This is a genomic window from Natronomonas aquatica (assembly GCF_024449025.1).
Lineage (GTDB): Archaea > Halobacteriota > Halobacteria > Halobacteriales > Haloarculaceae > Natronomonas > Natronomonas aquatica.
In genome coordinates this window covers 70,034-96,426 of sequence record NZ_JAHLKM010000001.1, presented here as the reverse complement: position 1 = coordinate 96,426, position 26,393 = coordinate 70,034, and the positions used below count along the sequence as shown (strand labels likewise).

Below are 26,393 nucleotides of genomic sequence, written 5' to 3'. Positions count from 1 at the left end.
GTTCACCATACACTTCGATAATTTTCGGTATGATACTAATATCTTTCGCTGATATAGTATTGTGCTCATACGGTCAGTATCTACCGTAAGAGATGGTTTAGGGCCATTAAAAGCACAAACTATGCTATATTTTCTATCGGAATGATTCTATAACGTGTCCCCAATCCAGTATTCCATATCGTTATATATCGAATCGTTTGGGGCTGGGGTGAACAACGTTCTCAGATACTGTATTCGAGTTACGGATCACTCGTAGTCCAACCGGCGCACACGGGGCAGACACGCCACGCTTGCAGTCATATCGGTACAGTAGCCGAGCAGGCGGAACGGAGCCGATCAGGGCACGTTCCGGTGGACGAACGATGCTTGAGGGGGCGGGGACCAAGCCCGTTTTCCGTTCACGGCAGGGGGGATCTCACTCGTAGGTGTGGACGCTGCCGGTCTTGTTCTCCTCGATGTAGTCCCAGTCGTACTCGACGCCGAGGCCGGGGCCGTCGGGGACCGGAACCGTCCCGTCCTCGTCGACGGCATCCAGGAAGTCGGCGTACCCGTCCTCGTACACCGGCGGCTGGGTGTTCTCACAGTTCGGGTGGACCAGCGCCATCTCGTAGTAGTTCGTGTTGCGCAGCGCCGCCATGAGCTGTCGTTGTGCCGGCCCGGGGGCGTGGAGTTCGACGTCGAGCCCGAACCCTTCCGCGACGTGGGCGATCTTGTACGCGCCGGTGATGCCGGCGTCGTACTCGGGATCGGCACGGACGAAGTCGGTCGCCTCGTTGGCGATGAAATCCGTGTGGGGCTCCAGTCCCCGGACGTGTTCGGTCTGCAGTATCGACGTATCGAGCTTGTCGGCCAGTTTCCGGTGGGAGTGCTGGGAGATCCCGCCGTCGCGGTAGGGGTCCTCGAACCAGAAGAACCCCTCCTCGTCGCAGGCCCGCCCGAGCCGCAGGGCGTCGCCGAACGTCTCGGGCTCACAGTAGGGATCGATCATCAGGTCCATCTCGTCGCCGACCCGCTGGCCGACCGCGTGGACGGTGGCGATCTCCCGATCGATATCGCGCATCTCGTCGCTGCCGCCCCAGCCGTGGATCTTAAAGCCCGAGTAGCCCATCTCGAGACACTCCTCGGCGAAGTCCGCGTACGCCTCCGGGGAATCGAGGCCGCCGTTGTCGTCGCCGGGGTACGTTGAGGCGTACGCCGGCAGCCGGGTCCGGTACGCCCCGAGCAACTCGTGGATCGGCGCGTCGTTGTACTTGCCCGCAAGATCCCACAGCGCGATGTCGATCGGCCCGATCCCCATCCGGTCGTACTTGCGGAGCGCCTTCTTCAGTTCGCTCCAGATGCGCTCGCGGTGGAGCGGGTTCTTGCCGACGAGGTAATCGCCGAACATGTTTACCTGCGCCATCGCCGGCGAGTTCCCGCCGACGTACTCGCCGGTGACGCCGGCGTCGGTCTCGATCCGGATACCGAAGATCTTCCGTTCGGTGTTCGCCCCCGGTTCGTATATCGGATTGAACCCGTCCGGGCTGTACCCGACGTCCTCGATCGGATAACTGAACTCCGTGGTCTCGACTCGCGTGATCTCTGGGGCCATGCCGACTCAAAGATCGACGAACGGGTACATATGTTTGGGGGTCCGAACGGCGGCGGGCGTCGGTGTCCCGGCGACACCCTGCCTCGATCGCGGCGCGTGAACGAAGAATATATACATCCGGGATCCGCCGTGAGGGGTGTTACTCATGAGCAGCGACCGAAACGAACCGCGACCCAGCAGGGAGGTTACCGAAGGCCCCGAGCGGGCCGGACACCGCGCGATGCTGTATGCCACCGGGCTCTCGACCGAAGACCTCGATCAGCCGATGGTCGGGATCGCGAACCCGGCGGCCGACGTGACGCCGTGCAACGTCCACCTCGACGATGTCGCCGACCGGGCGGCCGCGGGGATCGAAACCAACGAGGGGACGCCGATGGAGTTCGGCACGATCACGATCTCCGACGCCATCTCGATGGGTCATCTCGGGATGAAGGCCTCGCTCGTCTCCAGGGAGATGATCGCCGATTCCGTCGAGACCGTGGTCTTCGCCGAGCGCCTCGACGCCTTCCTCGGGATCGCCGGCTGCGACAAGAACCATCCGGCGATGATGATGGCGGCCGCGCGGATGGACCTTCCGAGCGTGTTCCTCTACGGCGGGGCGATGGTCCCCGGCGAACTCGGCGGCGAGGAGATCACCAGCCAGGACGCCCTCGAAGCCGCCGGCGCGTACGGGAAGGGCGAACTCAATGAGGCGGATATGGAGGCCATAGAGCACGCCGCCTGCCCCGGCGAGGGCTCCTGTCCGGGGATGTACACCGCCAACACGATGGCGTCGATAAGCGAGGCCATCGGCCTCGCGCCGCCCGGATCCGCCTCGGCCCCCGCCGAGACGGACCAACGCCTCGATGTGGCCTACGATACCGGCGAACTCCTCATGCGAGTCATCGAGCAGGACATCCGTCCCAGCGACATCCTGACGAAGAAGGCCTTCGAGAACGCCATCACCGTCCAGATGGCGATCGGCGGCTCGACGAACGCCGTCCTCCATCTGCTCGCGATCGCCGAGGAGGCCGACGTCGACCTCGAACTCGAGGACTTCGATCGGATCTCTCATGGCACCCCCTGTATCGGGAACTTCCTCCCCGGCGGCGAGTACGCGATGTCGCATCTCCACGAGAACGGCGGCGTCCCGGTGATCATGCGGCGACTGCTCGAGGCCGACCTGCTCCACGGCGACGCGCTCACCGTCACCGGCGAGACGATCGCGGAGAACCTCGCCGGCCTCGAACTCCCCGATCCCGACCCGGACGTGGTCCGACCGCTCGAGGATCCCGTCCACGAGGAGGGTGCGGTCGCGGTGCTCCGTGGGAACCTCGCCCCCGGGGGTGCGGTCGTCAAGATCTCGGGATACGAGGAAGACTTCACCTTCGAGGGGACCGCCCGCGTCTTCGAGTACGAGGAGGCGGCCTTCGAGGCGGTCCAGAACGGCGAGATCGGTTCGGGCGACGCGGTCGTTATCCGGAACGAGGGCCCCCGCGGTGGCCCCGGAATGCGCGAGATGCTGCAGGTCACGGCCGCTATCGTCGGCCGCGGCCACGAGGACGACGTGATCATGGTCACCGACGGGCGGTTCTCCGGGGCGACCCGCGGTCCGATGGTCGGCCACGTCGCCCCCGAGGCTTACGTCGGCGGGCCGATTGGCGCCCTCGAGGACGGCGACACGGTCGAACTCGACATCCCGGAGCGTCGGATCGAGGCGGACCTCACTGACGAGGAGATCGACGCACGGCTCGAAGCTCGGGAACCGGAGCGATACGGGGAGATTCCCCGTGCGCTGAAAAAGTACGGCGCGCTCTTCGACTCGGCGGAGCGGGGCGCCGTGACGCGCCCGCCCGGGGAATTCGAGTAACGAGCGACGCGTCGGCGTCCGTCACCGCCGGTACCGTTCGATCGCCTCTTCGTCCAGCTCGATCCCGAGCCCCGCCCCCGATGGGATCGGTACCCGCCCGCTGTCGTCGGCGACGAACGGGTCCGGGGACAGCTCCTCGCGTAGCGGGTTCGCCGATCGATCGAACTCCAGCCACGGCTCCCCCGGGAGCGTCGCGATCAACGAGAGACTCGCCGCCAGCGCGATCGGCGTCCCCCAGACGTGCGGGACGACGGGTACGCCCGCGGCCCGACACTCCGCCGTTATCCGACGGGCGGCAGTGAGGCCGCCGACGTTGCAGAGATCCGGTTGTGCGACGTCGAACCCACCGACATCGAGGGCTCGGGTGAACTCCTGAGGGGTGTGACACTCCCCGCCGGCGATCCGTACGTCGAGCGTCTCCCGGAGGTCCGCGTAGGCGCCGAGAAGCTCCGGACGGACGGGCTCTTCGAACCAGTGGACGTCAAACTCCTCGAGCGCCCGCCCGACCTCCCTCGCGGTCGCCGGATCGTACGCGTAGTTGGCGTCGACCATCAGTGTCGCATCGCCGACGGCCTCCCGGATCCGGGCGACGAGTTCGATGTCCTCCTCGGCCCCGTACCCGAGGAGCCCGAGCCCGATCTTGGCCTTCAGGGCACCGATCGCGTCCGCGTTCTCGCTCGCCTCCGCCGCGATCCGCTCGTATTGCTCTTCGAGGCTCGCCCCCTGTTTGAAGTAGTGTCCGGTCGCGTACGCCCGTACTCGGTCGCGCCGCGCCCCACCCAGAAGCGCCGTGACCGGGGTATCGAGGAGCCGCCCCTTGAGATCCCAAAGCGCGATGTCGACGCCGGAAAGCGCCGGCAGGGGGACGACCGACTGGTAGGCCGCCCTCGTCCGCTCATAGAGCCGATCCGAGAGCGCCTCGACGCGCGTTGGGTCCTCCCCGATCAGCTCGGGGGCCAGAAGCTCCTCGATCGTCCCGAGGGTCCCCGCGGTCGGCCCCCAGCACTCCCCCCAGCCGACCGTTCCGTCGGCGGTTTCGATCCGGACGAGCGTGGCTTTGCGGGTGTCGACCCACGCCTGGGCGTACCCGAACGGTTCCTCGACCGGCGCCTCCAGCGGTATCGCCTCGACTGTCTCGATCCGGTGTTCGGACATCCTCCAGTCGTTCGGGTCCCAGAGCAAAAACGTTCCGTCGGGACGGCGACCGTCGTCGATGCCCGGCAGATCGGTGTCCGGGGATTCTACTGGAGCGTGATCCGACCCAGTAGCCGCGGGCGCGATAGCGGGCGCTACCGACACACGGTCAGACGCACAGTCACGGAAAAACCGGAAACGAAACGGTCGGAACTGTCAGACTACGGCGCGTTCAGAACGGCGCTTCGGGGCCTTCGTCCTCGTTTTCCCCGCCGCCGTCGCCGGGGAAGGAGGGCGAGGTCTGCCCGCCCGCCATACCCTCGCTGCCGCCGTCCATGCCCGTGTCGGCGTGAACCGTCTCGATTTCGGGGATCTCCTGGGTCATGCGGCTCTTGATCGCCTGGATCGTCATCGGCGAGATGCCACATCCGGAACAGGCGCCGCCGAGCATGACCGTCACCTCGCCCGTCTCGCGGTCGAGGTTCTGGATCGCAGCGCTGCCGCCGTGCATCTGGATCTGCGGGAAGTTGCGGCGGAGGAAGTTGCTGATGCGCTCGCGGAGTTCGTCGTCGGTGTCGGCCGTTTCAGTGCTCATACCTTCACTATGCCGCCCAGGGGTATGAAGATTTGGCTCCGCTCTATCAATCCATCCGGAACGTTCGTGTACTTCCCCCCGTCGGGAGGTGCCGTCCGAACGGGTCCCGCTCCGGCCGTCCGTCCGACCGGTGTCTGACGTGGGTTTATACGCTCCGACGGCTTCGGATAGCGTATGCACACGCGCCGTCACCTGCTCGTCGCTGTCGGGGCCGCCGGGGCCGCCGCGACGGCCGGCTGTACGGGCGCGCTCGGTGGAAGCGAGGCGACCGGTGACGCCGACCGCGTCCGTCTCGGCGAACTCTCGGTCCAGAACAACCACGTCGACCACCACCAGGTCCAGCTGGCGGTCGAGGCCGACGACGAGATGCTCCATCTCGGGACTTACGATCTCGGTAGCGACGGCGAAACGCGGACGATCGAGGGAGTCTGGACCGACGACGCCGGGGGCTATCGGATCCACGCCAGGCTCGACGACGGCGAAATCCAGTCAGCCGACGTGACCGAGGAGGTCGGCTCGAGCACAGACTGCGTCCGGGTGCTGGTGCGGATCGACGCGTCCGGCGAGTTGGCCGTCTGGAACGGCTCGGACTGTGGGACCGACACCGACGCCGGCGAGGGCGAGGGCGAGGACCTCGAGAACGTCTAGCTGAAGGTCCGCTCCAGCTCCGTCTCGAGCTCTTCGATGTACTCTTCGAGTACCGTCTCGAAGCGATCCTCGGCGACGACGACCTCGGTGAGCCGCTCGTATGGCTCGTCGGGCAACTCGACGTAGAACGCCTCCGTCTCGTCGTCGTAGAACGGTTCGGATTCGTTGAGTATCTGCTGGTCGATCCCGTGGACGAGCGTCGAGTCGTACTCCTCGTTCATCCTGTTGAAGACGTTCTTGTACGCCTGTTGCAGCTGCGGGAAGAGATCGACGTACTTCTGCTCGTCGAAGGTTTCGGCATCCATACCCGCCGGTTGGGCGGCGACAATTAAAAGCCGGTCGGAGACCGGGCGCCGTCGGGACGTCGCCGGAGCGCAACCGATTTGTCTCCGAGGGCTGATCGGCCGGTATGTACCGAAGCGGCCGCTTCGTCGCCGACCACGTCGAGCCGACGACCGACGACCAGCTCCAGCCCAACGGCGTCGATCTGACGCTCGGGGCGGTCTTCGAGCAGTCCGGGGCCGGCCGGATCGGGCGGGACGGAACAACCATCGGTGACCGTCGCACCGTTCGGGCGGAGACGATCGATGCCGGGGACGGAACCGAAGCCGACGGCCGGGACGTATACCGGCTTTCTCCGGGTGGGTACGTCGTCCGGTACGGCGAGACGGTTGCGATCCCGGCAGACCACGTCGGCTTCATCTATCCGCGCTCGTCGCTGCTCAGAAACTCCTGTATGCTCGATACGGCGGTCTGGGACGCCGGTTACGAGGGGAAAGGCGAGGGGCTCCTCGAGGTCCACCACGGGATCGAACTCGAGGCGGGCGCCCGCATCGCCCAACTCGTCCTCGCGGACGCCGACCACGAGGGGACCTACGACGGGAGCTATCAGGGCGAGAACGTGTAGACAGCGGTCAGGGAGCGACGCCGACCGTCAGAAGCGTTCCCCACGTCCGGTAACGATCGACCATCGCCTCCCGGGTCTCCCAGGAGTCGGTCGGAAACGCCTCTTCGGGCGGGATCTCGATCTCCTCGTCGGCGATCGTATCCTGGGACGCGACGGACAGTCCGGCATCTCGGAACGCCTCTCGGTACTCTTCGCGCGTCCAGCGTTTCATCTCGATGCTGATATTCTCCTGCCAGCCGTGGGTGTGTTCGCTCTCCTCGAAGAAGTTGACCGCACAGAAGAACGTGCCCCCCGACCGGAGAACACGGCGGATCTCTTCGAGGACCTCGATCGGCCGCTGAGCGTAATAGAACGCCTCCATGCTCCAGACGTGATCGAAGCTATCGGCCCCGAACGGGAGGTGATGGAAGTCACCGCTCACGTACTCGATCCGACCGTCGTCAGTGTACTCCCGGGCGTTCCGCACCATCTCGGGGGCGCCGTCGAGACCGACGCATGCCCCCGCGTCCCGCGTCTCACGGAGCGCACGCAGCGCGTATCCGGACCCCGTCCCGAGATCGAGTATCCGATCGCCAGCCTCGACGGGCATCCGGGCGAGCGCGTGCTTTGCCGTGTGCCAGTGTCGCTTTTCCATCCCGCGGTCCTTGCCGGATTCGGCCCACGAGTCGAACTCCCGTTGGACGCTCATTACGATACGCGAGGGTCCCAGCACAAAAACAGGCGACGGTTTCGGTTCGCGGCCGCCCGAACCGTTCGTCGAGGTCCCTGGTATCGGGCGATTCTCTCCGAGCGTGAACCCTCCGCCCGGTCCCCTACCGGCGCCGCCACTCTTCGAGCGTGAACCGGTCGTAGGCCGTCTCCGAGGTCAGTTCCCACTCGTCTTCGTCCCACTCGGGATAGTACGTATCGCCCTCGTAGCTCCCGTTGACGCGGCTCAACACCATCCGGTCGAGATGTGGCTGGAAGAGTTCGTAGATCCCGCCGCCGCCGATGACGTAGGCGGCGTCGCTCCCGAACGACCGTGCTCGGTCGATCGCCCCCTCGACGCCGTCGGCGTGGACCGCGGTCTCGACGTCGTAGTCCCGCTCGGTCCGGCTCAACACGACCTGTGCCCGGCCGGGGAGGTCTTCGAGCATCGACTCGAACGTCCGCCGGCCGAGAATCACCGGTTCGTCGGCGATCCGCGCCCTGTACTGGGTCTTGTCGGCCGAGATCGACGCCCAGGGGAGTTCGCCGTCGCGGCCGATGACGCCGTTTTCGGCGACCGCGGCGACTGAGACTAGTTCCATATCCTCGATTGGATACGGGGTGGCATACGCGTTTCTCCCCCGGCCATCCCCGCGCCCGTCGCTCCGTCCCGTCCTCCCCCGACGGTTTATATACGAGGCCGGGACCAGACGGCGTGGACGCCGTCGTTCGGCGCGACCGCGGTCGACCGCGACCGTGAGTCCGGCTACGCTCGTGTGATCGAACGCACGGGCCGCATCAACCACACGGGCCGCATCAACCACACGGGCCGCATCAACCGAAATACGCCGCGAGCCGACCGGCCGCTTCCGTGACCCGGGGCGTGACGACGGCGAACCGCAGCCAGTCGGTTCGCGTCTCCCCGAACGCGTTGCCCGGCATCCCCGCGACGCCCGTCTCGTCGATGAGCCGTTCGGTGTTCTCGAGCGTTCCGGGATAGCCCTCGAAGCGCGCCATCACGTAGAACCCACCCTTCGGACGGGTGTACTCCGCGCCCGCCTCCTCTAGGGCCGCACAGAACGTCCGGACCCGCTCGGCCAGCATTTCGCGGTTCCGCTCGTAGTACGCTTCGGGCGTCTCCGACAGTGCATCGAGCACCGCCCGCTGTGCCGGCCGGGAACTGGTGACGTTGACGAGCATGTGTCGCGTCCGGATCTCGTCGACGATCTCGGGCGGGAAGACCCCGTACCCCACCCGGTATCCCGTAATAGCCATCGATTTCGAGAACGAGTTGGTCACGACGAGGTTCGGTGATTCGAACGACAGCGCCGTCTCGAAGGCCCCCTCGTCGTAGACGAACCGGTCGTACACCTCGTCGGAGATGAAAAGCGCGTCGTTGGCTTCGGCGATCTCGACCAGCTCGCGCTTCGTCTCACGGCCGTAGACGCCGCCTGTCGGGTTGTTCGGCGAGTTGACGACGATCGCTGCGGTGTCGTCGCTCGTCACGTCCCGGACCGCCACCGGATCGAGCGTCCCGTCGGCCTCGCTCGTGACGAATCGCGGGGTCCCGTTCAGCATCTCCGTCCGCTTGTGGTAGTAGGGGTACACCGGATCGGCCAGGACGATCTCGTCGCCGCTGTAGGTCTCCAGCGCGGTCGCCATCGCGAGGTAGTTCGCCTCCCCGGCCCCGTTCGTGATGACGACCCGATCGACGTCGACACCGCGGCGTTCGGCGATCGCTTCCCGGAGACCCGAGAGCCCGTCGCTCGGCGGGTACTGGAACGACCGGCTGTCGCCGTCGGCGTACCGCTTCAGCCCGTCCCGGAGCGCTTCCGGGGGCTCCCAGTCCGGGGTACCGGATACCATATCGATGACGTCACCCTCCGCTTCGGCCGCATATTCCATCAGATGGAAGAATACCGGCCGTTCGTACTCGTCCATACGTCCGAATCGGACGGCAGCTACCTCGGTCTGTCGCTTCCGGACGACGCGTTTCGGCTATTGGATCCGGACGTCAGTCCTCGTATCGCTCGCCGGCCGGGATCGCTATCTCGAGCCAGTTCTCCCGGGGTGGGAGCGGACACTCGTAGGCGTCGCTATACGCACAGAACGGGTTGTACGCGAGGTTGAAATCCAGCGCGAACGTTTCGCCGTCCTCGAGTTCTCCCTCGTAGTGAAGCTCTATGTACCGGCCGCCGGGGTATGTCTGTTGGCCCGTCGTCTTATCGCGGAACGGGACGAAAAGCGACCCCCCGGACTGGTCGACCCGCCGGTAGCCGACGAGGGTGTGTTCGGCCGTCTCGCCGCGCTGGTCGGGCAACGCGAAGTGAAGGCGGGCCGCCCGCTCGTGGAGCTGTTCGCCGTCGGCGGTCGTCTCCATCGTGACTGTCTCGTCGCTTTCGTCGAGTTCGACCGTCGCTTCGACGCGATAGTCGGGATCCGGCTCGAAGTATTCGATGCCGTCGAACTCCCGGCGGCCCTCCGGACCCAGCGGCGAGGAGTGGGGGACGCCGAACTTCTCGTCTTTCTCTTCGCGGTACTCTCGGAGTTCCGTACGCCAGGATTCGACGTCGAAGTCCATACCGAGCCTCGGGCGTTCGGACGGATATACTTCCGGATCACACCTCGACGAGGACGATCTGCTCTGTGAGCCACGCCTCCGCCTCGTCGAGGACAGCCCCGTCCGAGTCGCGTATCTTCAGCCGGTTGTGTCCCGCCTCCCGGTCCGGATAACAGCCCACCTGGACCCCGAACCGGTCTCTGACCTCGTCCAGGCGCTCGATGAGGTTGGCTTCCGGCTCTTCGGTGTAGAGCGTCCGGGCGGTGACGTCCCCTTCGAACTCGTCGGCGACGTCCTCGAACATCCGCTTCATCTCGGTGGGGATCCCCGGTAGGACGTAGACGTTCTCGAGCACACAGCCGGGTGACATCCCCGCGCGGTTCAAAAGTGGGCGGGCGCCCTCGGGGATTCTCGCCTCGGCGGCGACGTCGACGTTCAGTTCGGGGTATTTTTCGGCGACCGACTCGAGATGCTTCTCGACGTCGGCCCGCGCGAGTTCGTTCTCGATTAGGCCCCGACCGAAGGCCTTCGCCACGCTTTCGATGGTGATATCGTCGGGCGTCCCGCCGAGTCCGCCCGTCACGATGACCGCGTCGAAGGCGTCGCTGTAGCGTCCCACCGCGTCGGCGATGACGGCCGTCTCGTCGGGGACGGTCAACATCCGCTTGACGGTTACCCCACGCTCCGTGAGTTGCCGTCCGAGCCACGTCGCGTTCGTGTTCTCGGTGTCGCCGGAAAGCAGTTCGTCGCCGACCGTCACCAGTGCCGCGTTCATACCCGACCGCACGCCGGCCACGAGCAAAAACGCCCCGGCTATCGCTCGATAGCCTCTTTTTGGCTATAGCGGTCGGGAGGGAGTCAGAGTCCGATCCGTTCTCTGAATGACTCACGGCGAACGACGCGCAGCCGGTTCGTCACCTCGCCGATCGGTTCGTCGGTGTCGGCCGAAGACAGCGTCCCCTCGATCGTGAGCGTCCGATCGGTCACGTCGGTCAGTTCGGTCCGGACGTGAACCGCTTTTCCGACCGGGATGGCGCTCAGGTGGGTCACGTCGGCGTCGATCCCCACCACGCCGCTCCCGTCGGGGAGCGTCCCGCGGAGCGACTGCCGGCCGAGGAACTCGACCTCGGCGAGGAGCTGTGGGGTGCCCAACACGCGTATCGATTCCTCGGGGGTGGCGTCCGTCGCGGCCGGCGCCCCCGGCGGCGTCTCCTGCTCCCCGAAGAGGTTGGTCGTGTGTCGCCGCTCGATTTCGAACGTCCGTTCGGCGGTGATCCCCGGCTCCGGGAGGTCCTCTGTCATACTCGGACGGAGGGGCGAGACCGACAAAAAACGGGACGCTCCGGCACTGTTTCCGGTCCGTTCCCGGCCTCGCTCGTCGGCCGCGTCCCGGCAGTTTAACGGCCGCCCCGTCGAAGGCGACCCCATGAGTACGCTCCAGATCACCGGCGGGACGGTCCTCCGTCCGGACATGACGGCCCGGGAGGCGGACGTGCTGGCCGACCGCGAAACCGGACGCATCGTCGAGATCGGCGACACCGCCGCGGGCGAGGAGACCCTCGACGCCTCGGGCTGTCTCGTCGTCCCCGGGCTCGTCAACCCCCACTGTCACGTCGCGATGACGCTTCTGCGCGGGTACGCCGACGACAAGCCGCTCGACGCGTGGCTCAGAGAGGACATCTGGCCGGTCGAGGCCGCACTCGAGCCGGGCGATATCGAGGCCGGGACCCGCCTCGGCGCCGTCGAACTGCTGAAAAACGGCGTGACGGCGATCGGCGACATGTACTTCGAGATGCCGACGGTCGCGGACGTCCTCGGGGAAGCCGGCCTCCGGGCCCGGATCGGCCACGGGATCGTCACGGTCGGCAAGGACGACGCCGACGCCCGGGCGGACTTCGAGGAGGGGCTGGCGGTCGCACGTGACCTCGATGGTGCGGCCGACGGACGTATCCGGACCGCGCTGATGCCCCATTCGCTGACGACGGCCGACGCCGACCTCGTAGAAGAGTTCGTCCCCCGGGCGCGGGACGCCGGCGTTCCGCTGCACTATCACGCCAACGAGACCCGCGAGGAGGTCGAGCCGATCGTCGAGGACCACGGCGTCCGGCCGCTGGAGTACGCCGACGATCTCGGGATGCTCGAGGACGGCGATTTCATCGCCCACGGCGTCCACGTCGACCGAACCGAGATCGAACTGCTCGCCGACAGGGATGTCGGTGTCGCCCACTGTCCGGCCTCGAACATGAAACTCGCAAGCGGGATCGCTCCCGTCCAGACGATGCTCGATGCGGGCGTGACCGTCGGGATCGGCACCGACGGGGCGGCCTCGAACAACGACTTGGATCCCTTCGACGAGCTGCGGGACGCGGCGATGGTCGGCAAACTCGGGGCCGACGACGCGGCAGCTCTCGCCGCCCCCGAGGTCGTTCGGGCTGCGACCGAGGGCGGGGCGGAACTGCTCGGGTTCGACGCCGGCCGTATCGAGGAAGGCGCGCTCGCCGATCTGGCCGTCGTCGACTTCGAGAAGCCGCATCTCACGCCGGCGCACGACCCCGTCAGCCACCTGGCCTACGCCGTCCGGGGATCGGACGTCGAACACACTGTCGTCGGCGGCGAGGTCGTCGTCCGGAACCGGCGGGTACAGACCCTCGACGAGGCGGCCGTCCGACGGGAGGCGGAAGCGCACGCCGAGGCGCTGATCCGGCGAGCCGAGGGGAACTGACCGCGTCGGTCGTGACCTTCGGTAGCGTTTTCCCGGCGTCGGCTCATGTATCCGTATGAACCATCCGACGATCACCGAACGGCTCGCCGACCCGGCCGAGGCCCGTGAGTCGGGCCGCCGGAAGATCGAATGGGCGCGCCAGCACATGCCGATCATGACCGCCATCGCCGGGGAGTTCCGCGAGGAACAGCCCCTTGATGGAGAAACCGTCGCCATGGCGATGCACGTCGAGGCCAAAACCGCGGTGCTGACCGAAGTTCTCGCGGAGGCCGGCGCCGAGGTCGCGATCACCGGCTGTAACCCGCTTTCGACCCACGACGACGTCTCGGCGGCGCTGGACGCCCACGAGGCGATCACCTCGTATGCGGAACGCGGCGTCGCCGACGAGGCGTACTACGCCGCCATCGAGGCGACGCTCGAACACGGACCGACGATCACCGTCGACGACGGCGGCGATCTGGTGATGGCGATCCACGACGAGTATCCCGAACTCATCGACTCGATCGTCGGCGGCTGTGAGGAGACCACGACCGGCGTCCACCGCCTTCGCGCGATGGACGACGACGGCGCGCTCCGATATCCGATGTTCGCCGTCAACGACACGCCGATGAAGCGGCTCTTTGACAACGTCCACGGTACCGGCGAGGCGTCGCTTTCCAGCATCGCCATGACGACGAACCTCTCGTTTGCGGGCAAGAACGTCGTCGTCGCGGGCTACGGTTACTGCGGGAAGGGTGTCGCCAAGAAGGCCAAAGGACAGAACGCCCACGTGATCGTCACCGAGGTCGAACCGAGACGCGCCCTGGAGGCCCACATGGAGGGCTATGAAGTCTGTTCGATGACCGAGGCCGCCGAAAAGGGCGATATCTTCGTGACGACGACGGGCAACCGCGACGTGATCGTCGAAGAGCACTTCGAGCGCATGTCCGACGGCGTCGTGTTGGCCAACGCCGGCCACTTCAACGTCGAGATCGATCTCGACGCGCTGGACGATCTGGCCGTCGGTCGGACGGAAGTCCGGGACGGAATCGAGGAGTTCGGGATGGCCGACGGCCGCCGGATCAACGTCCTCGCGGACGGCCGACTCGTCAACCTCGCCGCCCCGGTCGCGCTCGGTCATCCGGTCGAGGTGATGGACCAGAGCTTCGGGATCCAGGCGGTCTCCGTCCGCGAACTCGTCGAAAACGGGGACTCGTACGGCCCCGGCGTCCACGAGGTCCCCGACGAACTCGACCGGGAGGTCGCGGAGATCAAACTCGAAGCCGAGGGGATCGAGACCGACGAACTGACCGACGAACAGGCCGACTACATGGACAGCTGGCAGCACGGAACCTAGTTCTTTGTAGTCGCCGCCCACACGCCCCGGTATGGAAAACACGCCAGTCGACGAGTTCGGCTCGCGCCGATCGACCGTCTACGGCCCGAACGGGGCGGTCGCGACCAGCCAGCCGCTTGCGGCCGAAGCCGGCCTCGAAACCCTCCGGACGGGCGGCAACGCGTTCGACGCGGCCGTCGCGACGGCCGCGACGCTGAACGTCACCGAACCGACGATGACGGGACTGGGCGGCGATGTCTTCATGCTGTATCGTGACGCCGACGGCGAGGTCGGTGCCATGCGCGCCTGCGGGGGCGCACCGAGCGACGCGACGAGAGAGCAGGTCCGATCGGCCATCGCCGACGAGCAGGGACTCGGCCGGGACACCGTAGCGATGCCGGAGACGGGCCCCCACACGGTCACGGTCCCCGGAACGGCCCGCGGATGGGAAGCGACCGTCGACGAGTTCGGTCGCCTCTCGCTCGCCGAAGTCCTCGAGCCGGCCATCGAGTACGCGATGGAGGGCTACCCGGTCACCGAAGTGATCGCCGACCAGTGGACGCAGGCCGAGACGCTATTCGAGTCCGACCACGCCCGGGCGGCGTACCTCGTCGACGGCGAGCGCGCCCCAGAACCCGGCGAGACGGTCCGGCTGCAGCGGCTCGGTGAGTCGCTCCGGGCGATCGCCGAGGAGGGCGCAGACGTCGTCTACGAGGGCTACATCGCCGAGGCCATCGCCGAGGAAATCCAGCGGGCGGGCGGTTTTCTGACCGTCGAGGACCTCGCGGACTTCGAGGTCGAGTACCCCGATCCCGTCTCCGTCGAGTACGGCGACGCGACGGTGTACGAACTGCCGCCGAACAACCAGGGACTCATCGCCCTGGAGGCGCTCGCTATCGCCGAAGAGATCGGCGTCGACGAGTACGAAGCCGGTTCGGCGGCCCGGATCCATTACCTCGCAGAGGCGATGAAACGGGCTTTCCACGACGGCCACCGCTATATCACCGACCCCGACTTCGAGGAGATCCCGCCGCTTGCCTCGGAAAAATGGGCACAAAAGCGGGCGGCGACCGTCGACGGGACGGCGTCGGACGTATCCTTCGGCGTCCCCGAGGCGAACGCCGAGGACGCCGATACCGTGCTTCTGTGTGTCGGCGACAGCGAGGGCAACGTCGTCTCGTACATCAACTCCCGGTTTGCTGGCTTCGGCAGCGGGCTCGTCGCCGGCGAGACGGGGATCGCCCTCCAGAACCGCGGAGCGTCCTTCTCTTTGAATCCGGATCACCCCAATCGCATCGAACCGGGAAAGCGTCCGTTTCACACGCTGATACCCGCCATACTCGAACGCGGTCCCGAGGACTGCTCGGCGTTCGGCGTCATGGGCGGATACATGCAGCCACAGGGCCACCTCCAGACGCTCGTGCGGTTGCTCGACGACGGGGCGACGCTGCAGGAAGCGCTCGACGTCCCGCGGTGGCGCTACCGGGAGTCCGGCCGGTTGGCGATCGAGGCCCGCCACTCGACGGCGGTCCAACACGGGCTGCTCCGGCGGGGCCACGAACTGGAAGTCCTGCCGCCGGGGATGTTCGGCGGCGCACAGATCGTCCGGAACCGGGAGGGAACCCTCTCAGGAGCGACCGAGCCGCGGAAGGACGGGACCGTAACGACGTTCTGAACCGACTCGGCGTCCGGCGGTGTTTACTCGTTTTCCCGCCGTTTCCGCGCCCGCTCGAGCGCCTCGTAGTAGGTCGCCGCGTCGGCCTCGTGGACGAACTGTGCCAGCTCCTCGTGGCCGAGGTCCTGGGCAGCGAAGCCGGCGCCCATGTAGTTGTGCTCGTCGTCCAGGAGATCCGCCTCGAGGACGTCTTCGAGCTGTTCGACGACGGCCTCGGTGATCGGTACGCGGGTCATCCGATGTACCGGAGGTCCTCCTCGCTGGGTGTTCCGCTCTGTTCCATCTGTCGGATGCGTTTGACGACTTCCTCCATCTCCTCGGCGCGCTCGACGAGCGAGTCGTAGCCGATCCCGATCCCGATCGCGGCCTCGATTATCTCGAGGATCGCCCGGGCGCTCTTGGGGTCGACGAGGTAGCCGCTGGTCTCGCCCATCAGACAGGCAGCCTCGTATCCGCGGCGCTCGCCGAGGCCGAGCAACAGCCCCGAGACGCCGACGATCCCGCCGGCGGGCTCGTTTTCGCGGAACTCGACGCCGGTGGCCTCCAGATCCTCGACGAACGCGTCGGTCGTCGCCGCGCCGATTACGTCCGGCTCGTCGACGAGTTCGCCGGTCGGAACGCCGCCGAGGGCGTAGATCCGCTCGACGTCGAAGGCCGCCGCGACGTCGAGGAAGGTCGCAGCCAGCCGGTAGTGGCCGGGGCCGTCGCCGGCCTGGTGGTCGCCGGTCAACACCAGCAGATCACGTTCGGCCCCGGTGATCGCGTACACCTCGGCGCAGGCCAACTGCGTCCGGCCGTCCTCGACTGTGACCTGCGGCGGGAAGTGCTCCGAGTAGATCTGCCGTACCAGTTCGGACTCGAACTCCTCTAGGAGGTGTTCTGCCGCGAGTTTCCCGACGTGGCCGACGCCCGGCAGCCCCTCGATCAGGATCGGATCCCCGAGGTCGGGGTCAGCCGGCCGCTCGATATCGAACTCGTCCATACGGTTCAGTGGGTGGCTACCGCCTTAAGAACACGGCGATACGCGGCGTCGCCCTAGCGACGGCGCGCGCGGCGTCGGTACTCCCCGTAGGGGTCTTCGGGGCTAAATGGGGCCGGCGCGCTGTTTTCGGCGTCGGCGCCACACTCCGGACACGACTCCGAGAGCGTATACACCGGCCGGTCGTGTTCCGCCCGCCACGCCGAACAGACCCGGATGTCGGATTTCGCCATTACTCCTCGTCGGTCCGCCGCTCGCGGTGGAAATCGCCGGTCCCGTCGCCGGCCTCGATGGCCTCGCGGGCGCGGGCGGCACTCTCCTCGAGTTGGCTCTCTGCGGTCTTGTAGTTCGGCGCCTGCACCCGGATCCGGTACTCGGGCGCGCCGACGTAGGCGACCTCGAGATCGACCTCGTCGGGCACCTCGCCGTTGCCTTCGGCGGCTTCGAGTGCCTCCCGGACGGTCTCGACGCCCTCGCCGCCGGCGGCCTCCAGATCGACGTAGCCGGTCACCGTCACGTACGGCACCGAGACGTTCTCGCGGGCGGTATCGACGATGGCGTCGATCTCCTCGTCGGAGAGATCGGTCTTCTCGAGCGCCTCGGGGCCGAGGATCGCCGCCTGCTCGAACCCGTCGTACAGCGACCCGTGTGCGTCGATGAGTTCGTTGGCGATCCGGCGGAAGTCATCGTCGACGATGTCCTCGCCGAAGGCGATCTCCATCCACTTGTCGGCCTTCTGTTCGTTTTTCCACTCCTGGATCTTGTCGGATCGCTGGTGGTCGTTGACGTCTTTGATCGAGAGATCGACCTGCTGGGCGTCCTCGTCGACCTCGATGACCTTACAGACGACCGTCTGATCCTCGCTGACGTGATCGCGGACGTTCTTGATCCACCCGGAGGCGACCTCGCTGACGTGGACCAGCCCGCGTTTGTTCTCGTACTCCTCGAGGTCGACGAAGACCCCGAAGTCCTCGATTTCGTCGACACGACCGACGACGAGTTCGCCGGGCGTGGGCCAGCCACTGTATTTCATACTCCACGCTAGCCGTGTGACGAGAATAAAAGCACCGTTCGCCCGCCGGTTTTCGGCTATCGCGCTTCGACGACTTCGAGGACCTCGCCGTGGAGGTCCGCTTCGCCGCCGGTCGGCGTCGAAAGCGTTGAGCCACAGACAGCACAGTCGACCGCCCCGGCGGCCTTGCCGAATACCACCTGTTCGTTCTCACAATCGTCACACCGGACGCGGATGAAGTCTCCCGCCATCGTTACTCCTGGAAGGTGAGCCGCCCGGCGCGCCATCCCTCGCGGAGGTGGGCTTTCCCACACTCGCTGCAGCGGTACTTCAGGTCGGTCTTCTTGGTCGGCTTGTCGCCGCCGGGCACCTTCGAGAACCGGCCGGCGTTGCCGATGACCGCCTTCCCGCGGCGGGTCCGGCGGGCGTCCCACTTCGTCCCGGAGGAACGACCCGTCCGGACTTTCTCGACCTCGTGTTCGTGGTGGGTATGACAGTGCGGACAGTACGTGTTGAACCGGCGTGGCATCTCCATAGGTACCGATCGATAACGTGCCGTAGCTTAAAACGGGTTTGGTTTCTCCCGCCGTCGGACGTCACCGTTCGGTCGCTCCCGGACAGTCGCCGGCGATCGGGCGGAGACAAGGCTTTCACGCTCGGGTCTGATAGGAGCGATAATGGCAGACGATGGCGGCGAGGCGGTTTATTACGTCATCAGCGATCTCCACATCGGCGGGGACGAACAGCTCGGGGAGGTCGAGTTCCTCGAGGAACTGCTCGGCTTTCTCCGGCGGCTGGAGCGGACCGAAGAACGCGTCGAACTCGTCATCAACGGCGACGCATTCGGGCTCTGGGAGTTCACGGACGTCGACGGGATCGAGAAGTTCGACGTGCTCGTCGAGACGTATCCGGAGCTCTTCGAGCAGCTTCGGGCGACCGGCGAGTCGATCAGGATCACGCTGTTGCCGGGAAACCACGACCACGAACTCGCCGCCTACGACGCCTACGTCGATCGGCTCGCCGAGTACAACGTCGATCTCGTCCCCGAACAGTCGATCGAACGCGCGGTCGGCGACCGGACGGTCCACTTCGAGCACGGCCACCAGCAGGACCCCAACAACCGGATCGAGGACTGGGGGAACCCCTACGCGACGCCGCTGGGCTATTATTACAACACGCTCGTGACGACCCGGGCGGGACAGCTCTCCGATCGGGGGAAATTCAACTGGCTCAAGGACGTCCAGGCGGTCACGCCGACCGAACGGATGCCGGTCTGGCTCGGCTCGAAGTATTTCTACCGGGAGATGAGCCCTCTGCTCCGGTACGCGCTCGTGCCCTTCCTGTTGCTCTTCAACATCAGCGCGATCCTCGCCGTGGTCGCCGGACTCGATCTGATCGGCGTCTGGTCGATGCCGGTCGACCGGACCACGACCTTCCTCGGCCAGTTCGGTGCCGCGGGGACGGCCGCGTGGTTTCTGCTCAGCGTCAACGTCGTCGTCGCCGGGCTCTTGATGCTCGTCGGGATCCCGCTGTATCTCCTCAGACGCGACATCAGGAAGACGATCGACCGGTTCGGGATCTTCGAGACGGGCCTCACCGTCGACGCGGAAAAACCGTACGTCGAGGCCGCCGAGACAGTCTTCGAGGAACGCCCCGAGACTGCGGTGTTCTGCTACGGCCACACCCACCGCCCGCGGACACGGAAGGTAGATGGGCGCCTCCTGGTCAACACCGGGACGTGGCTCAAACGGCTACACCGCCGCGACGGGATCATCGGCATCTTGCCGCCCGTCTTCTATCCCTCCTATCAGCTGTGTGCCGTCCGGATCGAGGCCGCCGACGGCGGCGGCGTCGCCGCCGAGTACGAGGCGATCGAGAAACCGAGCCCGATGGTCGAGGAACTCACGCTGACCGAACGGCTCTTCACCGTCGGCCGGGAGCCGAACGTCGCGTTGCCCGACCGGACGGTCGTCGGCGGCGACGCCGGAACCGAGCCGACGGAATGAGCGATTCCGGCGACCCCGGTGCCGGTATCGGTGTCGAAGCGCTTAACCCGAATTCGGCCGAACGCCGCGTATGAAAAAGCTCATCATCCACGGCGATCCGGGGATCCGGAAGGGGGCCGTCATCGAACACGACGGCGAGGAGTACGTCTGTTTCGGGATCTCCCGACAGGGCGAATGGCACGGCCCCGAGGAGGTCCAGCTGTGGTGTACGATCGGAACGCCCGACGAACGGGGGGCCTTCGAGCGCCGCGAGTTCGTCCCGATGCAGCTTGAGACCGAGGCCGTCGATAGCGAGGACGTGACCGTCATCCAGGCCAAAGGCGACCCCGCGACGGCCTGATCCGGCAACCGGTCCTATTTTTCGGCGACGCCGCTCCAGGTGTTCGTCGCGCCGCCGTCGACGATGACTGACTCCCCGGTGACGAACCCCGACAGCGGGCTCGAAAGATACAGGACCGCATCGGCGATGTCCTGCGGTTGGCCGACCCGTCCAAGCGGCGCGGTCCGCTCGTAGGTGTCGGTGGCTCCCCGGTCCTCCCCGAACATCCCCAGGTCCTGTCTGGTCATCGGCGACTCGATCAGCCCCGGACAGACGGCGTTCGCCCGGATGTCGTGGGGGCCGAGCGCGGCCGCCATCGCGTAGGTCATCACCCGCACGGCACCCTTCGAGGCACAGTAGTGGACGCCTGTCGCCCGTCCCGTCACCCCCGAGATGCTCGCGAGGTTGACGATCGACCCTTCCCGGCCGGCGTCGATCATCCGGTCGGCCGCGGCCTGGGCGCCGAAGAACACCCCCTTCGCGTTGATCTCCATCATCCGATCGTACGCCGCCTCGTCGATCTCGAGGAAGTCTTCGGAGCGGGAGATCCCGGCGTTGTTGACCATGATCGAGACCCCGCCGAGCGTCTCGGCGGCCTCGACCGCCGTCTCCAGTTCCGAGGGCTCCGTGACGTCACACTCGACGTACCGCCCCGTCCCCTCGAACTCGGCGTCGATCCGTTCGTGGGTCGGGTCACCGCCTTCCCGCGGGTCCGACTGGAGGTCAGCAACGACGACGTCCGCCCCGTGTTCGGCCAGCGTGAGGCTGATCCGCCGTCCGATACCGCTCGCGCCGCCCGTGACGACCGCGACGTCTCCGGTGAGATCTATCTCGCTCATCGGCCGATATGTCGCGATAGACCGTTATAAATACCTCCGTCACGGCGGGACATGGCGGCCGTTCACTCGCGGAAAGTCCCCGAACTCGCTTCGGACCTGATCACCACGGCTCGTCTTTCAGCCCGAACGCGTACGCGAGCGCGTTCGTCGAGACGTGCAAAATCGGCGTCAACACGAACACGGCGACGACGATGGGGAGGGTAAACGTCCCGAGGAACCATCCGGTCGCGGCGATCGCAGTCAACACGAGCGCGACGACAACGAAATCGAGCTGGTCGACGAGCGGGAACGACGCTCCCCGTTCCCTGCCGGTCCGGCGTTTGAGAAACGACGCGAGAATGTCACCGAGCAGGGCGCCGGCGGGAAGCGAGACGGCGGCGGCGACCGGGAACGGCCCGACGGGGATTCCCACGAAGGGGTTCAACCGGTTGAGGAGCAACGCCACGACGAGGCCGGCCGCGATCCCGACGGCGGTGCCGCGCCACGTCTTGCCGTCGCCGAGGACCCGGCTTCCGTCCTCGAGCGTCAGCCCGTTGTCGATCGGGCGGCCGCCGCCGGCCAGAACCGCGACGTTGTTCGGGATGTAGGCGGGGAGCATCACCCAGATCGCGACGGCGACCGTTTCGACGACCATACGGCGTCTGTGGCCCCCGACAGTATAAGAAACGTTGGTTCTTCGACCGGCCGTCGTCCGCCCCACTTTATGTACGCCCGGTGACCAAACCCCGTCATGGACCCCGATGCCCTCCGGCCGGAAGTCGAGACGTGGGTTCGCGATGGGATCATCACCGAATCACAGGCCGAGACGATCCTCGAACGCTACGAGGACGACGGCGGCGGCCGCTCCCGTGCCGTCCTCGCGCTGTCGGCCGTCGGCGCGGCGCTCGTCTTCATCGGCGTCGCGCTTTTTTTGGCGACTAACTGGAACGACCTCCCGACCGCCGCACAGGTCGCCGTCCTCGTTGCGGCTCCCGGGTCCGCCTACGCCGGCGGAGCCGTCGCTTATCGCCGAACGCTCCCACGGATCGGCCTCGCCTGTAGCCTGCTCGGGTCGGTACTCGTCGGCCCCTCGCTGTTTTTGCTCGCCGACCTCGCGGCCGTCGAATCCGAGATCGCCCGAACCGGGCTCCTTTTCGTCTGGACGGCGGTCTCGCTGTCGAGCGGTCACGCGCTCGACTCGCGGGCCGGCGTTGGGATCGGATTCGTCGTTCTCGTCGCGCTCGTCGCCGATCTCGCCGGTTCGGCCGACCCGGTCCCGGCGGTGGCCTTGCTCGGAGTCGTGCTGTTCGCCCTCGCGAACCGCCAGGACGATCCCGTCGCCTGGACCTATCGGACCGGCGGCGCGGTTCTGGTGCTGTCGGGGCTGCTCTTTGTGACGACGCTCGAGGGACGCTACGGCCGGTTCGACGTCGATCCGACGCCGATCCTCGTCGCCACCGCCTCGGCGAGCCTCGCCGGCATCGGCTGGCTCGGCCGGCAGGGTGACCGACACGACGGCGCGTGGGCGGCGACGGCGGTCATCGCGGTCGCGGTCGCGACCGGACTGGCGGCCCTCGCGCCGGACCAACTGCCCGGTCTGGCTGCCTTCATCGGCAGTCACGCCGTGACGCTCGCCGCCGTCGGCGCGACCGGATACGTCGGCTATCGACGCGGCTCACGGCGACTCATCGATCTCGCGGCGCTGGCGGCGCTGGGACAGACGCTGTCGTTCGTCGCCTCGACGATCGTCGACTCGCTCTCCGGTTCGGTCGCGCTCGTCGTCGCCGGACTGATCCTGCTCGGTGCCGGTGTCGTCCTCGAACGGGGCCGCCGCCGGCTTCTGGCCCGTCTCGAACGGTAGCCGGAGACGGCTCTCGGCACGCGAAAACAAAGAGAGGATCGGGGTACTCGAACGGGCGATACGGTGTGGGTATGCGGCGTCGGCTGTGGGTGGGTGGTTGGCCGGGCTTACATCATGCCGCCCATGCCGCCGCCCATGCCGCCGCCCATACCGCCCATGCCGCCGCCCATACCGCCCATGCCGCCGCCCATACCGCCGGCGCCGGGTCCGCCGTCCTCGCCGTCGTCGTCGTCGGAGCTACCGCCCTTGAGATCGCCGGCGGCGATGACGTCGTCGATGCGGAGGATCATCACGGCCGCCTCGGTCGCGGACTCGATGGCCTGTGTCTTCACGCGGAGGGGTTCGACGACGCCCTCTCCCTCCATGTCGATGACCTCGCCGGTGTAGGCGTCCAGCCCGGCGCTGTCGTCGCCGTCGGCGTGTTTGCTGCGGAGATCGACCAGCGAGTCGATCGGGTCGAGGCCGGCGTTCTCCGCGAGCGTGCGCGGAATGACGTCGACGGCGTCGGCGAACGCCTCGACGGCGAGCTGTTCGCGGCCGCCGACCGAGTCGGCGAAGTCACGCAGCCCGAGACCGAGTGCGATCTCCGGGGCACCGCCGCCGGGCAGCACCTTGCCCTCCTCGAGGGTGGTGCGAACGACGCCCAGCGAGTCCTCGACGGCGCGTTCGATCTCGTCGACGACGTGTTCGGTGCCGCCGCGGAGGATGAGCGTGACCGCCTTGGCCTCCTCGACGTCCTCGACGAAGATCTTCTCGTCGCCCGCGATGGGCTTTTGCGAGACGGAGCCGGCGAAGCCGAGGTCGTCGGCGGTGATATCGTCGATGTTGGAGACGAGCCGGCCGCCGGTCGCACGCGAAAGCGCCTTCATGTCGGACTTCTTCCCGCGGCGGACCGCCAGGATGCCCTCCTGGGCGAGGTAGTGTTGGGCCATGTCGTCGATGCCCTTCTGGCAGAAGACGACGTCGGCGCCGGCCTCGACCAGCTTGTCGACCATCCCACGGAGCTGTTTTTCCTCCTGTTCGAGGAACTGCTCGAGCTGGTCGGGGTCGGTGACGTTGACCTCGGTGTCGATCTCGGTCTCTTTGACCTCGATCGGCGTATCGAGCAGCGCGATGTCGGCGTCCTCGACGATTGCGGGCATGTTGTCGTGGACGCGCTCCTTGCCGACGAGAACGCCCTCGACGAGTTCGGATTCGTCGACGGCGCCGCCGACGACCTTCTCGATCTTGATGTTGTCCGTGTCGATCCCCTGGTCGTCGGCGACCGCGTTGACGGAGTCGACGACGAGTTCGGCGAGCAGATCCTTGGAGGCTTCCGCACCCTTGCCCGTCATCGCCGTCGAGGCGATCGATTCGAGGGCGTCGATGTCGTCGGCGCCGACGTCGATAGCGATGTCCTCGAGGATCTCTTTGGCCTCGGCGGCGGCCTGACGGTACCCCTGTGCCAGCACCGTCGCGTGGATGTCCTGCTCGAGGAGGTCTTCGGCCTGCGAGAGGAGTTCGCCGGCCACGACGACGGAGGTCGTCGTCCCGTCACCGACTTCCTCTTCCTGTGTTTCCGCGACCTCGACGATCATGTTGGCCGCGGGGTGTTCGATGTCCATCTCTCCGAGGATGGTGACGCCGTCGTTCGTGACGACGACGTTGCCCGTCGAGTCGACAAGCATTTTGTCCATCCCTTTCGGGCCGAGCGTCGTCCGTACGGACTCGGCGACGGCCTTGCCGGCGGTGATGTTCATCGACTGTGCGTCCTGCCCGGAGGTTCGCTGGCTCTCCTCCGAGAGGACGATCATCGGCTGGTTGCCCATCTGTTGTGCCATAGTCGTCCGAATGATTGTCTGTGGTTCTATATAAAGCTTGCTGAAACGGGAACGAAAAACCGCCTGACGGGACACGGACTACCGTGACAACCGGTGGCACGAAAATTTTATATAACGGTTCGTTGCGGTTCGGGACCCCACGCCCTCGGACGGTCTCGGCCGGGTGCCGGAGCCGCTTTCGGTGAGTTATGCCGATCGCGAGCCGTCGGGAAAGCGGTGATACTCGATGTCGTTGGACCGCATCTCGTTGTGCCGCCGTTCGAGGAAGGAGTAAACCGCCCCGTGGGGCGCGCCGTCGAGGATCATCTCGGCGGCGCTGCGGACGGCGTCGACCTGCTCCGGGGAGCCGATCGCCCCGAGCGTCGTCCCGTAGATGACGACGTCGGCGCCGCTGAGTTCGGCCATCAGCTCTCGCGTCCGGCCGTTCTCGCCGATGAGCCGGCCCTTCTTGCGGCGGAGGTCCTTCTTGTTGCGGGTCGCGGCGTCGATGTCGATCAGGTCGAACCGCTGCATCTCGTCTTCCAGGAGTCGGAAGGCGTCCTCCGGGGCGAACCCCCGGCCGATCGCCTTGACGATGTCCGGTCCCTTCAGCCCGAGGATCGGGTCCCCGACCGGCTCGACGCGGACCGACCCCGTCTCGGAGTCGATATCGAGCCGAACCTCCGCGCGGGATTCGATCTCGCGCATCGTCTCACCCCCCTCTCCGATCAGCACTCCGATCCGGTCTTCCGGGACTGTGACGTGTTTCATACGCCCGTTTCGTGATCCGGGCTTTTAAGGGTTCGTTGACGGTCGTGGGATGGTCCGGGGATGGGGCGTCTCAAAGCGGCAGTTCGTACTCGTACTCGGGGTGGATCTCCCCGGCGATCTCCGCGTCGGTCTCGCGGCCCCGCTCGAACCCGACGGCCTCGAAGAAGCCGATCCCGACGGCGTTGTCCGCCAGCACCCCACAGGCGATCCGATCGACGTCCCGCTCGCGGGCCCACGCCGTCACCTCCCCGAGGAGGGCGGACCCGATCCCCTCGCCCCACCGGTCCGGGTGGACGTATATCGTGTGGAGTTCGGCCTCGTCGGCCCACGTCCGTTCGGCGCTCGCAAAGCCGACGACGCCGTCCCCGGCGGCGACGTAGAAGGCGATCTCCTCGAGTTCGACGGCCGTCCCGAGCAGTTCCGGATCGTAGTACTCCTCGATCGCCGCCGCGATCGTCGAGGGGTCCAACATCCCCCCGTAGGCGGCGTACCACACGGCCTCGGCGACGTCGGTTATCGCCTCGATGTCGGCCGTCTCAGCCGGCCGGATCTCGACCTCGATGGTCATATTGAACCGCTGAGTCGGAGGAATTCGAGGCTGTCGTCGTGGGTATCGACGACCGCGACGGTCCGGTGCTCCCCGGGGACCGTCGGGAAGTGCGCTCCGGGGTTGATGACGACGGTGTCACCGACCGTCCGCTCCTCACGGACGTGCCAGTGGCCATGGAGGACGTAATCGTACTCGCCGGACGCCGCGAGCGCGTCGATGATCGGCCGCTTTTCGCCGTGAAGGAGCGCGAACGTCCGACCGTCGAACGTCAGCTCCGCGAACCGGCCGTGGAGCGTCCCGCCGTCGAGATCCCCGAAGGCATCGAGGAGACCCTCCCGTTCGCCGTCGTTGTTACCCCGGACGGCGTGGACCTCGATCCCGTCGCGGTCGAGATGGGGGATCACCGGCGGCGCGACGAAGTCACCACAGTGGACGACCGCCTCGACGTCGGCCGTTTCGAAGCGGTCCATCGCGGTCTCGACGATCGGCACGTTGTCGTGGGTATCGGAGATAGCACCGATCTTCATGAGTGCGGCTACGTACGGGGCCGAAAAGAAGCCTCGGGGACGGAAATCACTATCCCCCCGGCAGCCCA

The 26,393-nt window shown here is 66.7% G+C and carries 31 protein-coding genes; 9 read left to right on the top strand and 22 right to left on the bottom strand.

The window, feature by feature from the left end; genetic code table 11:
• Nucleotides 1-415: 415 nt before the first annotated feature.
• On the bottom strand, nt 416-1,591 hold the full coding sequence (locus tag KM295_RS00535) for an enolase C-terminal domain-like protein (protein ID WP_256027857.1): 1,176 nt from the start codon (nt 1,589-1,591) through the stop codon (nt 416-418).
• A gap of 145 nt (nt 1,592-1,736) precedes the next feature.
• Here KM295_RS00535 and ilvD point away from each other — a divergent pair, with 145 nt between their 5' ends.
• Nucleotides 1,737-3,440, top strand: coding sequence for a dihydroxy-acid dehydratase (gene ilvD, locus KM295_RS00530; RefSeq protein ID WP_256027855.1), 1,704 nt, complete (start codon nt 1,737-1,739; stop codon nt 3,438-3,440).
• A 21-nt stretch (nt 3,441-3,461) separates the two neighbouring features.
• Here the strand turns inward: ilvD and KM295_RS00525 are convergent, their stop codons facing one another.
• Nucleotides 3,462-4,595, bottom strand: coding sequence for a mandelate racemase/muconate lactonizing enzyme family protein (locus KM295_RS00525; RefSeq protein ID WP_256027850.1), 1,134 nt, complete (start codon nt 4,593-4,595; stop codon nt 3,462-3,464).
• Between the two features lie 211 nt (nt 4,596-4,806).
• Entirely contained in the window at nt 4,807-5,169 is a 363-nt protein-coding gene (locus KM295_RS00520) for a NifU family protein (RefSeq protein WP_256027848.1), read from the bottom strand.
• A gap of 174 nt (nt 5,170-5,343) precedes the next feature.
• On the opposite strand from KM295_RS00520, the gene KM295_RS00515 reads away from it, so the two are divergent.
• Nucleotides 5,344-5,817, top strand: coding sequence for a hypothetical protein (locus tag KM295_RS00515; protein WP_256027847.1), 474 nt, complete (start codon nt 5,344-5,346; stop codon nt 5,815-5,817).
• Here the strand turns inward: KM295_RS00515 and KM295_RS00510 are convergent.
• Nucleotides 5,814-6,122 carry a DUF5783 family protein gene (locus KM295_RS00510; protein ID WP_256027846.1) on the bottom strand — a complete coding sequence of 103 codons (309 nt, stop codon included), beginning with the start codon at nt 6,120-6,122 and terminating at the stop codon, nt 5,814-5,816. The two genes, KM295_RS00515 and KM295_RS00510, sit on opposite strands and share 4 nt — an antisense overlap.
• A 104-nt stretch (nt 6,123-6,226) precedes the next feature.
• Here KM295_RS00510 and KM295_RS00505 point away from each other — a divergent pair, with 104 nt between their 5' ends.
• Nucleotides 6,227-6,724, top strand: a complete 498-nt coding sequence (locus KM295_RS00505) for a deoxyuridine 5'-triphosphate nucleotidohydrolase (RefSeq protein WP_256027845.1) — start codon at nt 6,227-6,229, stop codon at nt 6,722-6,724.
• A gap of 7 nt (nt 6,725-6,731) precedes the next feature.
• Here the strand turns inward: KM295_RS00505 and KM295_RS00500 are convergent, their stop codons facing one another.
• The 6 genes from KM295_RS00500 to KM295_RS00475 all read right to left on the bottom strand — a co-directional run bounded on the left by KM295_RS00500 (nt 6,732) and on the right by KM295_RS00475 (nt 11,273).
• On the bottom strand, nt 6,732-7,412 hold the full coding sequence (locus tag KM295_RS00500; protein ID WP_256027844.1) for a class I SAM-dependent methyltransferase: 681 nt from the start codon (nt 7,410-7,412) through the stop codon (nt 6,732-6,734).
• Between the two features lie 124 nt (nt 7,413-7,536).
• Entirely contained in the window at nt 7,537-8,013 is a 477-nt protein-coding gene (locus tag KM295_RS00495; RefSeq protein ID WP_256027842.1) for a dihydrofolate reductase, read from the bottom strand.
• Between the two features lie 232 nt (nt 8,014-8,245).
• Nucleotides 8,246-9,352 (bottom strand): pyridoxal phosphate-dependent aminotransferase, encoded by a 1,107-nt coding sequence (locus tag KM295_RS00490; protein WP_256027840.1) that lies wholly within the window; start codon nt 9,350-9,352, stop codon nt 8,246-8,248.
• Nucleotides 9,353-9,425: 73 nt separating this feature from the next.
• The gene (locus tag KM295_RS00485) at nt 9,426-9,992 is read right to left on the bottom strand and encodes a DUF1684 domain-containing protein (RefSeq protein WP_256027839.1); all 567 of its coding nucleotides are present in this window, start codon (nt 9,990-9,992) and stop codon (nt 9,426-9,428) included.
• A 37-nt stretch (nt 9,993-10,029) separates the two neighbouring features.
• Nucleotides 10,030-10,746, bottom strand: a complete 717-nt coding sequence (locus KM295_RS00480) for a competence/damage-inducible protein A (protein WP_256027838.1) — start codon at nt 10,744-10,746, stop codon at nt 10,030-10,032.
• An 83-nt stretch (nt 10,747-10,829) separates the two neighbouring features.
• Nucleotides 10,830-11,273 carry a thioesterase family protein gene (locus tag KM295_RS00475; RefSeq protein ID WP_256027836.1) on the bottom strand — a complete coding sequence of 148 codons (444 nt, stop codon included), beginning with the start codon at nt 11,271-11,273 and terminating at the stop codon, nt 10,830-10,832.
• Nucleotides 11,274-11,397: 124 nt separating this feature from the next.
• On the opposite strand from KM295_RS00475, the gene KM295_RS00470 reads away from it, so the two are divergent.
• From KM295_RS00470 to ggt, 3 genes are read left to right on the top strand one after another with little or no spacing between them, the layout of a single operon-like run.
• A complete protein-coding gene (locus KM295_RS00470) occupies nt 11,398-12,693 on the top strand; it encodes an amidohydrolase (RefSeq protein ID WP_256027835.1) in 1,296 nt (431 codons plus the stop codon).
• A 55-nt stretch (nt 12,694-12,748) separates the two neighbouring features.
• A complete protein-coding gene (locus KM295_RS00465) occupies nt 12,749-14,029 on the top strand; it encodes an adenosylhomocysteinase (protein ID WP_256027833.1) in 1,281 nt (426 codons plus the stop codon).
• Nucleotides 14,030-14,060: 31 nt separating this feature from the next.
• Nucleotides 14,061-15,683: a gamma-glutamyltransferase gene (gene ggt, locus KM295_RS00460; protein WP_256027832.1), complete on the top strand. Its 1,623-nt coding sequence runs from the start codon at nt 14,061-14,063 to the stop codon at nt 15,681-15,683.
• A gap of 23 nt (nt 15,684-15,706) precedes the next feature.
• On the opposite strand, the gene KM295_RS00455 is transcribed toward ggt, so the two are convergent.
• Genes KM295_RS00455 through KM295_RS00430 form a run of 6 tightly spaced genes read right to left on the bottom strand, consistent with a single transcriptional unit; the run spans nt 15,707 to nt 18,209 of the window.
• The gene (locus tag KM295_RS00455; protein WP_256027831.1) at nt 15,707-15,919 is read right to left on the bottom strand and encodes a hypothetical protein; all 213 of its coding nucleotides are present in this window, start codon (nt 15,917-15,919) and stop codon (nt 15,707-15,709) included.
• Nucleotides 15,916-16,665 carry a proteasome assembly chaperone family protein gene (locus KM295_RS00450; RefSeq protein WP_256027829.1) on the bottom strand — a complete coding sequence of 250 codons (750 nt, stop codon included), beginning with the start codon at nt 16,663-16,665 and terminating at the stop codon, nt 15,916-15,918. Before KM295_RS00450 ends, KM295_RS00455 begins: the two co-directional genes overlap by 4 nt.
• 53 nt (nt 16,666-16,718) lie before the next feature.
• A complete protein-coding gene (locus KM295_RS00445; protein ID WP_256027824.1) occupies nt 16,719-16,895 on the bottom strand; it encodes an RNA-protein complex protein Nop10 in 177 nt (58 codons plus the stop codon).
• Complete coding sequence (locus tag KM295_RS00440) at nt 16,895-17,695, bottom strand: translation initiation factor IF-2 subunit alpha (protein WP_256027823.1); 801 nt, start codon at nt 17,693-17,695, stop codon at nt 16,895-16,897. The genes KM295_RS00445 and KM295_RS00440 overlap by 1 nt, the downstream gene beginning before the upstream one ends.
• A 56-nt stretch (nt 17,696-17,751) precedes the next feature.
• Entirely contained in the window at nt 17,752-17,925 is a 174-nt protein-coding gene (locus tag KM295_RS00435) for a 30S ribosomal protein S27e (RefSeq protein WP_256027822.1), read from the bottom strand.
• A gap of 2 nt (nt 17,926-17,927) precedes the next feature.
• Nucleotides 17,928-18,209 carry a 50S ribosomal protein L44e gene (locus KM295_RS00430; protein WP_256027821.1) on the bottom strand — a complete coding sequence of 94 codons (282 nt, stop codon included), beginning with the start codon at nt 18,207-18,209 and terminating at the stop codon, nt 17,928-17,930.
• A 142-nt stretch (nt 18,210-18,351) separates the two neighbouring features.
• Here KM295_RS00430 and KM295_RS00425 point away from each other — a divergent pair, with 142 nt between their 5' ends.
• The gene (locus tag KM295_RS00425; protein WP_256027820.1) at nt 18,352-19,680 is read left to right on the top strand and encodes a metallophosphoesterase; all 1,329 of its coding nucleotides are present in this window, start codon (nt 18,352-18,354) and stop codon (nt 19,678-19,680) included.
• A gap of 70 nt (nt 19,681-19,750) precedes the next feature.
• Nucleotides 19,751-20,020, top strand: coding sequence for an HAH_0734 family protein (locus tag KM295_RS00420; RefSeq protein ID WP_256027819.1), 270 nt, complete (start codon nt 19,751-19,753; stop codon nt 20,018-20,020).
• A gap of 14 nt (nt 20,021-20,034) precedes the next feature.
• Here KM295_RS00420 and KM295_RS00415 read toward each other — a convergent pair whose 3' ends face one another.
• Together KM295_RS00415 and KM295_RS00410 are read right to left on the bottom strand one after the other, a co-directional pair.
• A complete protein-coding gene (locus KM295_RS00415; RefSeq protein ID WP_256027818.1) occupies nt 20,035-20,838 on the bottom strand; it encodes an SDR family oxidoreductase in 804 nt (267 codons plus the stop codon).
• A gap of 100 nt (nt 20,839-20,938) precedes the next feature.
• Entirely contained in the window at nt 20,939-21,472 is a 534-nt protein-coding gene (locus KM295_RS00410; protein WP_256027817.1) for a CDP-2,3-bis-(O-geranylgeranyl)-sn-glycerol synthase, read from the bottom strand.
• Between the two features lie 96 nt (nt 21,473-21,568).
• Here KM295_RS00410 and KM295_RS00405 point away from each other — a divergent pair, with 96 nt between their 5' ends.
• Nucleotides 21,569-22,678: a DUF2157 domain-containing protein gene (locus KM295_RS00405; protein ID WP_256027811.1), complete on the top strand. Its 1,110-nt coding sequence runs from the start codon at nt 21,569-21,571 to the stop codon at nt 22,676-22,678.
• A gap of 107 nt (nt 22,679-22,785) precedes the next feature.
• On the opposite strand, the gene thsA is transcribed toward KM295_RS00405, so the two are convergent.
• The 4 genes from thsA to KM295_RS00385 form a co-directional block, all read right to left on the bottom strand.
• Nucleotides 22,786-24,486: a thermosome subunit alpha gene (gene thsA / locus KM295_RS00400; RefSeq protein ID WP_256028168.1), complete on the bottom strand. Its 1,701-nt coding sequence runs from the start codon at nt 24,484-24,486 to the stop codon at nt 22,786-22,788.
• Nucleotides 24,487-24,684: 198 nt separating this feature from the next.
• The gene (locus KM295_RS00395; protein WP_256027805.1) at nt 24,685-25,248 is read right to left on the bottom strand and encodes a KH domain-containing protein; all 564 of its coding nucleotides are present in this window, start codon (nt 25,246-25,248) and stop codon (nt 24,685-24,687) included.
• A 70-nt stretch (nt 25,249-25,318) separates the two neighbouring features.
• Entirely contained in the window at nt 25,319-25,816 is a 498-nt protein-coding gene (locus tag KM295_RS00390) for a GNAT family N-acetyltransferase (RefSeq protein ID WP_256027803.1), read from the bottom strand.
• Nucleotides 25,813-26,325: a metallophosphoesterase gene (locus KM295_RS00385; protein WP_256027801.1), complete on the bottom strand. Its 513-nt coding sequence runs from the start codon at nt 26,323-26,325 to the stop codon at nt 25,813-25,815. The genes KM295_RS00390 and KM295_RS00385 overlap by 4 nt, the downstream gene beginning before the upstream one ends.
• Nucleotides 26,326-26,393: the final 68 nt, after the last annotated feature.

Excerpts from the sequence above, each read along its gene's own strand:
- KM295_RS00505 (WP_256027845.1), top strand. The coding sequence starts at position 6,227 with ATGTACCGAAGCGGCCGCTTCGTCGCCGACCACGTCGAGCCGACGACC.
- KM295_RS00490 (WP_256027840.1), bottom strand. The coding sequence starts at position 9,352 with ATGGACGAGTACGAACGGCCGGTATTCTTCCATCTGATGGAATATGCG.
- KM295_RS00440 (WP_256027823.1), bottom strand. The coding sequence starts at position 17,695 with ATGAAATACAGTGGCTGGCCCACGCCCGGCGAACTCGTCGTCGGTCGT.
- KM295_RS00435 (WP_256027822.1), bottom strand. The coding sequence starts at position 17,925 with ATGGCGGGAGACTTCATCCGCGTCCGGTGTGACGATTGTGAGAACGAA.
- KM295_RS00480 (WP_256027838.1), bottom strand. The coding sequence starts at position 10,746 with ATGAACGCGGCACTGGTGACGGTCGGCGACGAACTGCTTTCCGGCGAC.
- KM295_RS00470 (WP_256027835.1), top strand. The coding sequence starts at position 11,398 with ATGAGTACGCTCCAGATCACCGGCGGGACGGTCCTCCGTCCGGACATG.
- KM295_RS00525 (WP_256027850.1), bottom strand. The coding sequence starts at position 4,595 with ATGTCCGAACACCGGATCGAGACAGTCGAGGCGATACCGCTGGAGGCG.
- ilvD (WP_256027855.1), top strand. The coding sequence starts at position 1,737 with ATGAGCAGCGACCGAAACGAACCGCGACCCAGCAGGGAGGTTACCGAA.
- KM295_RS00475 (WP_256027836.1), bottom strand. The coding sequence starts at position 11,273 with ATGACAGAGGACCTCCCGGAGCCGGGGATCACCGCCGAACGGACGTTC.
- KM295_RS00390 (WP_256027803.1), bottom strand. The coding sequence starts at position 25,816 with ATGACCATCGAGGTCGAGATCCGGCCGGCTGAGACGGCCGACATCGAG.
- KM295_RS00385 (WP_256027801.1), bottom strand. The coding sequence starts at position 26,325 with ATGAAGATCGGTGCTATCTCCGATACCCACGACAACGTGCCGATCGTC.
- KM295_RS00395 (WP_256027805.1), bottom strand. The coding sequence starts at position 25,248 with ATGAAACACGTCACAGTCCCGGAAGACCGGATCGGAGTGCTGATCGGA.
- ggt (WP_256027832.1), top strand. The coding sequence starts at position 14,061 with ATGGAAAACACGCCAGTCGACGAGTTCGGCTCGCGCCGATCGACCGTC.
- KM295_RS00520 (WP_256027848.1), bottom strand. The coding sequence starts at position 5,169 with ATGAGCACTGAAACGGCCGACACCGACGACGAACTCCGCGAGCGCATC.
- KM295_RS00405 (WP_256027811.1), top strand. The coding sequence starts at position 21,569 with ATGGACCCCGATGCCCTCCGGCCGGAAGTCGAGACGTGGGTTCGCGAT.
- KM295_RS00430 (WP_256027821.1), bottom strand. The coding sequence starts at position 18,209 with ATGGAGATGCCACGCCGGTTCAACACGTACTGTCCGCACTGTCATACC.
- KM295_RS00510 (WP_256027846.1), bottom strand. The coding sequence starts at position 6,122 with ATGGATGCCGAAACCTTCGACGAGCAGAAGTACGTCGATCTCTTCCCG.
- KM295_RS00465 (WP_256027833.1), top strand. The coding sequence starts at position 12,749 with ATGAACCATCCGACGATCACCGAACGGCTCGCCGACCCGGCCGAGGCC.
- KM295_RS00410 (WP_256027817.1), bottom strand. The coding sequence starts at position 21,472 with ATGGTCGTCGAAACGGTCGCCGTCGCGATCTGGGTGATGCTCCCCGCC.
- KM295_RS00445 (WP_256027824.1), bottom strand. The coding sequence starts at position 16,895 with ATGGCGAAATCCGACATCCGGGTCTGTTCGGCGTGGCGGGCGGAACAC.
- KM295_RS00420 (WP_256027819.1), top strand. The coding sequence starts at position 19,751 with ATGAAAAAGCTCATCATCCACGGCGATCCGGGGATCCGGAAGGGGGCC.
- KM295_RS00450 (WP_256027829.1), bottom strand. The coding sequence starts at position 16,665 with ATGGACGAGTTCGATATCGAGCGGCCGGCTGACCCCGACCTCGGGGAT.
- KM295_RS00515 (WP_256027847.1), top strand. The coding sequence starts at position 5,344 with ATGCACACGCGCCGTCACCTGCTCGTCGCTGTCGGGGCCGCCGGGGCC.
- KM295_RS00455 (WP_256027831.1), bottom strand. The coding sequence starts at position 15,919 with ATGACCCGCGTACCGATCACCGAGGCCGTCGTCGAACAGCTCGAAGAC.
- KM295_RS00485 (WP_256027839.1), bottom strand. The coding sequence starts at position 9,992 with ATGGACTTCGACGTCGAATCCTGGCGTACGGAACTCCGAGAGTACCGC.
- KM295_RS00425 (WP_256027820.1), top strand. The coding sequence starts at position 18,352 with ATGGCAGACGATGGCGGCGAGGCGGTTTATTACGTCATCAGCGATCTC.
- KM295_RS00495 (WP_256027842.1), bottom strand. The coding sequence starts at position 8,013 with ATGGAACTAGTCTCAGTCGCCGCGGTCGCCGAAAACGGCGTCATCGGC.
- KM295_RS00500 (WP_256027844.1), bottom strand. The coding sequence starts at position 7,412 with ATGAGCGTCCAACGGGAGTTCGACTCGTGGGCCGAATCCGGCAAGGAC.
- KM295_RS00415 (WP_256027818.1), bottom strand. The coding sequence starts at position 20,838 with ATGAGCGAGATAGATCTCACCGGAGACGTCGCGGTCGTCACGGGCGGC.
- thsA (WP_256028168.1), bottom strand. The coding sequence starts at position 24,486 with ATGGGCAACCAGCCGATGATCGTCCTCTCGGAGGAGAGCCAGCGAACC.
- KM295_RS00535 (WP_256027857.1), bottom strand. The coding sequence starts at position 1,591 with ATGGCCCCAGAGATCACGCGAGTCGAGACCACGGAGTTCAGTTATCCG.